Origin of the sequence: Mycobacterium sp. Marseille-P9652 (assembly GCF_902652685.1) — a bacterium.
GTDB lineage: Bacteria > Actinomycetota > Actinomycetes > Mycobacteriales > Mycobacteriaceae > Mycobacterium.
Genome location: NZ_CACRUY010000110.1, coordinates 1 through 4,984, shown reverse-complemented (window position 1 = coordinate 4,984; position 4,984 = coordinate 1). Strand labels below are relative to the sequence as shown.

The 4,984-nt window shown below is 71.0% G+C and carries 4 protein-coding genes; 2 read left to right on the top strand and 2 right to left on the bottom strand.

Features of this window, described 5'->3' with window-relative positions:
* Positions 1–693, bottom strand: a 693-nt coding sequence (locus GPY60_RS26230; protein WP_156690614.1) for a PE family protein, incomplete at its 3' end; no start/stop codon positions are given.
* Between the two features lie 190 nt (positions 694–883).
* Between GPY60_RS26230 and GPY60_RS27640 the strand changes: the two genes are divergently transcribed.
* Positions 884–3,442 (top strand): helix-turn-helix transcriptional regulator, encoded by a 2,559-nt coding sequence (locus tag GPY60_RS27640; protein ID WP_370462835.1) that lies wholly within the window; start codon positions 884–886, stop codon positions 3,440–3,442.
* Here GPY60_RS27640 and GPY60_RS26220 read toward each other — a convergent pair whose 3' ends face one another.
* A complete protein-coding gene (locus GPY60_RS26220) occupies positions 3,443–4,318 on the bottom strand; it encodes an aldo/keto reductase (protein ID WP_156690612.1) in 876 nt (291 codons plus the stop codon).
* A 23-nt stretch (positions 4,319–4,341) separates the two neighbouring features.
* On the opposite strand from GPY60_RS26220, the gene GPY60_RS26215 reads away from it, so the two are divergent.
* Positions 4,342–4,842: a DUF1990 family protein gene (locus tag GPY60_RS26215; protein WP_156690611.1), complete on the top strand. Its 501-nt coding sequence runs from the start codon at positions 4,342–4,344 to the stop codon at positions 4,840–4,842.
* Positions 4,843–4,984: the final 142 nt, after the last annotated feature.

Below are 4,984 nucleotides of genomic sequence, written 5' to 3'. Positions count from 1 at the left end.
CCCGCCTGGCCCCCGGGGGCCGCCTTGGCGGAAGGGGAGGGCTTTCCCCCCGCTGCCGCGGTGGCCGGGCGGGCCCCGTTTGCGCCCCGCGGGCGCGGCCCCGCCGAGGCCGCCGGGACCGCCGTTGCCGTCCAGCCAGCCGCCCGTGCCGCCCGCGCCGCGGGGGGCGCCGGCGCCGCCCACCCCGCCCGGCCCTCCGGCACCGATCAACCCCGCGGAACCGCCGGTGCCGGCGGCCTGGCCGGGCAGGCCGTTGCCTCCGGGGCCGCCGTTGCCGAACAGCAGGCCGCCTGGCCCGCCGGCCTGACCGGGGCCGCCCGGGGTGCCGTCGCCAATAAGCGGCCGGCCGAACAGGGCTTGCGCGGGAGCATTGACCGCGGCCGCGGCTTCCTGCCCGACCGCCTGCGCGGCGTTGACGGCCTCGGCCTGCCCATAAGACGCCGCACCGGCGGTCATGGCCTGGACGAACTGCTGGTGGAATGACGCCGCCTGCGCGCTCACCGCCTGGAAAGCCTGGGCGTGCCCGCCGAACAGCGCCGCGATGGCCGCCGACACCTCGTCGGCCCCCGCCGCCAGCAGTGAAGTCGTCGGGCCGGCCGCCGCGGCGTGTGCCTCGCTCAGCGCGGACCCGATCCCTTGTAGGTCCCCCGCCGCAGCCGACAAAAACTCCGGCGCCGCAACCACAAACGACATGTCGGCCTCCCACCCAAATGCAGCCGTATCGGGCGCGTCCGGGCGGCGTCGCGGCTACAGTAAGGCCGCATGGGCCGCCCGGAGCGTTCCCTCCACAGTGTGCGCTGGCGGGCGGGCGCGGTTGATCCGGAATTTTCCCTGTTTTTGCTCCATCACCTCCAGAAGTCACCGTAGAAACCAGCTGGAGCGAGTGGCCGTGGAGTGTTTGTTGGAGCGACAGGCGGCGCTGGCCGAGCTGGCCGGGCTGGCGCGCGCGGCGGGTCGCGGCCAGGGCCGCGTGGCGCTGCTGCGCGGGGAGGCCGGAGTCGGGAAGACGGCGCTGATCGACGCCTTCACGACTGCGCTGGACGGCTCGGAACGGCTGTTGATGGGCTGGTGCGATCCGCTGGGGGCGCCGCGCCCGTTGGGCCCGCTGCTCGACGCGCTGGCCGGATTCGGGTCCACAGCGGCCGGCGGCCTGGTCACAGCGATCGAATCCGGCGACACCGGGGCGTTGTATCGGCGGCTACTGGCGATATTGCGCGACGGGCAGCGCTGGGTGTGGGTTATTGAGGACGCCCATTGGGCCGACGGTTCGACATTGGATCTGATTCGCTTCCTAGCCCGACGCATCGCGTCGCTGCCGCTGCTGTTGGTGATTTCCTACCGCGACGACGAGATTGACCGCCAGCTCCCACTATCCGTGGCGCTGGGGGATATGGCGACCTGCGCCACGGTCAGCCGTGTCGGGTTGGAGCCATTGAGCCGAGATGCGGTGGCGGTCCTGGCTGCAGGCAGCGGGTTCAATGCCGACCAGCTACATCGTCTCACCGGGGGAAACCCCTTCTACGTCACCGAGGTGTTGGCCTGCGGCGTCGACGCGCTGGATCTGAACGCCTTGCCGAGCAGCGTCTCAGACGCTGTGTGGGGCAGGCTGGTTCGGCTGTCGAAGGAGGCGCGCGAGACCGCACAAGCGGTCGCGGTCTGTGGACCTCGCGCCGACGCGGCGCTGGTGCAAGAGGTGTGCCCGGGGGCGGGCGCGGCTCTCGACGAATGCCTGGACGCGGGGGTGCTGCTCGACGATGGGGACGCGATCGGGTTTCGCCACGAGTTGGCGCGGCTGGCCACACTGTCTCGCATCCCTGACTATCGGCGCCGGCTGCTGCACAAGCGCGCGCTCGTCGCACTGGCCGAACCACCGATTGACCCGAACATGTTGCCGGCGCTGGTCTTTCACGCCGACCAAGTCCGCGATCGTGACGCGGTGACACGCTACGGCCCGACGGCGGCGGAGCGGGCCGCGGCGCTGGGCGCGCACGCTGAGGCCGCCGAGCTCTACGGCTTGACGCTGCGGCATCGCGGCACGGCCCCTCCCGCGCAGGAGGCGCAGTGGCTGGAGCGCCACGCGTTCGAAAGCTACTTGTGCGGGCAGGCGACGGCGTCGATGTCGTCGTGGCGTGCGGCCATCGATGTCCGCCACCAACTCGGTCATCGACTCGAAGAGGGCGACGACCTGCGCTGGCTGTCCCACCTGCTGGAGCCTCTCGGACGCACCTCCGAAGCCATCGAGGCGGGGCGCGCGTCACTTCGGCTACTCGACGATCTCGGTCCCTCCCCGCAGCTGGCCTGGTCGCTGATCAACATGGCGCACTCCTGCACCGTGGTGAGCTACGACCTGGCGGCAGCCGCCGAATACGCCGAGCGCGCACTGACTCTCGGCGTCCAATTGGACGACCCCGCCGTCGTCATCCGGGCGCGCGGCTATCAGGCGATGGGCCGCGTATTCCGCGGCGACACCGGCTGGGACGACTTCGAGGCGGTCTGGCGCGACGCACTGGGCAGTCCGGTCCTGACCGAACATGCGGCGGTGGTGGGCGTACTCATATCGTCGGCCGCCGCGCTGCGGCGCGAGCCCGCCCGCGCCGAGGACTATCTCACCCGTGCAGCGGCCTTCTGCGACGACCACGACCTGGTCATGTTCCAGGCGCTGCTTACCGGCGCGGACGCCCTGACCAGGTTGCACCGAGGCAGTTGGATCGAGGCCGCACTGCTCGCCGAGCAAGTCCTGACCCGCACGGATCTGAGCCCCCAGCACCGAATCCTGCCGCTCGTTGTGCTTGCACTGATCCGCGCGCGCCGCGGCGAGCGGCCGGCGGACCTGCTCGATCAAGCCCTCGAGTCCACCGCGGGCAACGTACTCCGGCTGCAGGTGTGGGCGGCGCGCGCCGAGGCCGCGTGGTTGGCCGGTGACGACGACACCGCGCGTGCCGAGGCCCGGGCGGGGCTGGCGGCCCGCCCCACCGAAGCCGATGCGTGGCTGATCGAACCCTTGCGGCGTTGGATGTGCCTGGCCGGCGGCGAAGCCGAGGATGCTGGTGACTGGCAAGAAGCTGCGGCGGCGTTGACACGCCGCAACTGCCCCTACGACGCAGCGATCGCTCAGCTCGGCGGCGACATTGCCGCGGTGGAAGCGGCGCTGGCGACGTTTCGCCGCCTCGGTGCGCGCGCCGCGGCCCGTCGCGCTCAGCAGCGCCTGGCGGCGTTGCGCGGCACCACCCTTCGGGGCCCTGGTGCCAAGACGCTTGCCGACCCCAACGGGTTGACACGCCGCGAACGCCAAGTACTCGAGCTACTCGCCGCCGGCAAAAGCGACGCTCAGATCGCCGCCGCGCTGCATATCAGCCCCAAAACCGCCGGCGGCCATGTGAGTTCGATCCTCGTCAAGCTCGGCGTCGCAAACCGCACTCAAGCCGCTACGCTCGCGCGATAGCTACACCGTCGTCTGCCCCCCGGCGGTCGAGATGGCCTCGAACTCCTCGTCGGTCAGCTGGATCTGCGCCGCGGCGACGTTCTCCTCCAGGTGCGCGACGCTCGACGTGCCCGGGATGGGCAGCATCACCGGCGACCGCTTCAGCAGCCAGGCCAGCGCCAGCTGCGAAGGGCTGGCGTCGTGCTCGGCGACGATGCGCTGCAGCGGCCCGTCGGGGGCGGCCAGCGGGCCGGCCGCGAGCGGGAACCACGGGATGAACGCGATGCCCTGCTCGGTCGTGGCGTCCACCAGCTTCTCGGCGCCGCGCGCGGCCAGGTTGTACATGTTCTGCACCGAGACGATCTCGGTGATCCGCTGGGCCTCGGTCAGCTGGTCGACGTCGATCTCCGACAGGCCGATGTGGCGGATCTTGCCCTCGTTCTTCAGCGCGACGAGCTCACCGATCTGGTCTTCCAGCGGGAATTTCGTGTCGATGCGGTGCAGCTGGAACAGGTCGATGGTGTCGACGCCGAGGCGGCGCAGGCTCATCTCGCATTCCTGGCGCAGGTAACTCGGGTAGCCCAGGGGGTCCCAGGCGTCCGGGCCGGTGCGCAGCAGACCGGCCTTCGTGGCGATCACCAGCCCGTCGTACGGGTGCAGCGCCTCGCGGATGATCTCCTCGGAGACGTAGGGGCCATAGGAGTCGGCGGTGTCGATGAAATTCACCCCGAGTTCGACGGCGCGCCGCAGGACCCGCACGCATTCGTCGCGGTCGGCGGGCGGGCCCCACACGCCCTTGCCGGTCAGGCGCATGGCGCCGAAGCCGAGTCGGTTGACGGTCAGGTCGCCGCCGATGGTCAGGGTTCCGGATGCTTGGGCAACAGTCTGAGTGGTCACTTTTACGACCGTACGCTGGACGCGTGGATCTACAAACGCTCGAAGAACTCCCCCTGACGTACCGAGAGGTGGGCGCGACCCAGGCCCTCGAGCCGCCCGCCGGATACGACCACCTGCGCGTCGAGAAGCAAATCGGCTCGGGCCGAGAGCGTTTCGAGCGGGCCGCCGACGCCGTCATGCGCTGGGGCATGCAGCGGGGGGCCCGGCTTCGGGTGCAGGCGAGCTCGGAGGTCGCCGACGTCGACACCGTCGTGGTGGTGCGGATGGGGTTCGTGCCCGCGCCCTGCCGCGTCGTCTACGTCATCGACGAGCCCGACGTCCGCGGCTTCGCCTACGGCACGCTGCCGGGGCATCCGGAGTCGGGCGAGGAACGCTTCGTGGTCGGCCGCGACCCCACCACCGATGCGGTGTTCGCCGAGGTGTCGGCGTTCTCGCGCCCGGCGACGTGGTGGAGCAAGGCGGGCGGACCGGTACTGCGGCTGGGCCAGCGGCTCATCGCCAGGCTCTACCTCCGCGGGGTGTAGGGCGACGCCCGGCCGACGACACGTAAACGGCTGCGACGACACGCCGGGCATTGTCAATCGGTTAGTGCAACATCTGGTCAGGCGGCTTGGTCGAGGAGTTGGGCGAGTCGTTGGGCGGGGGTGTCGAGGTTGAGTGTGGGGC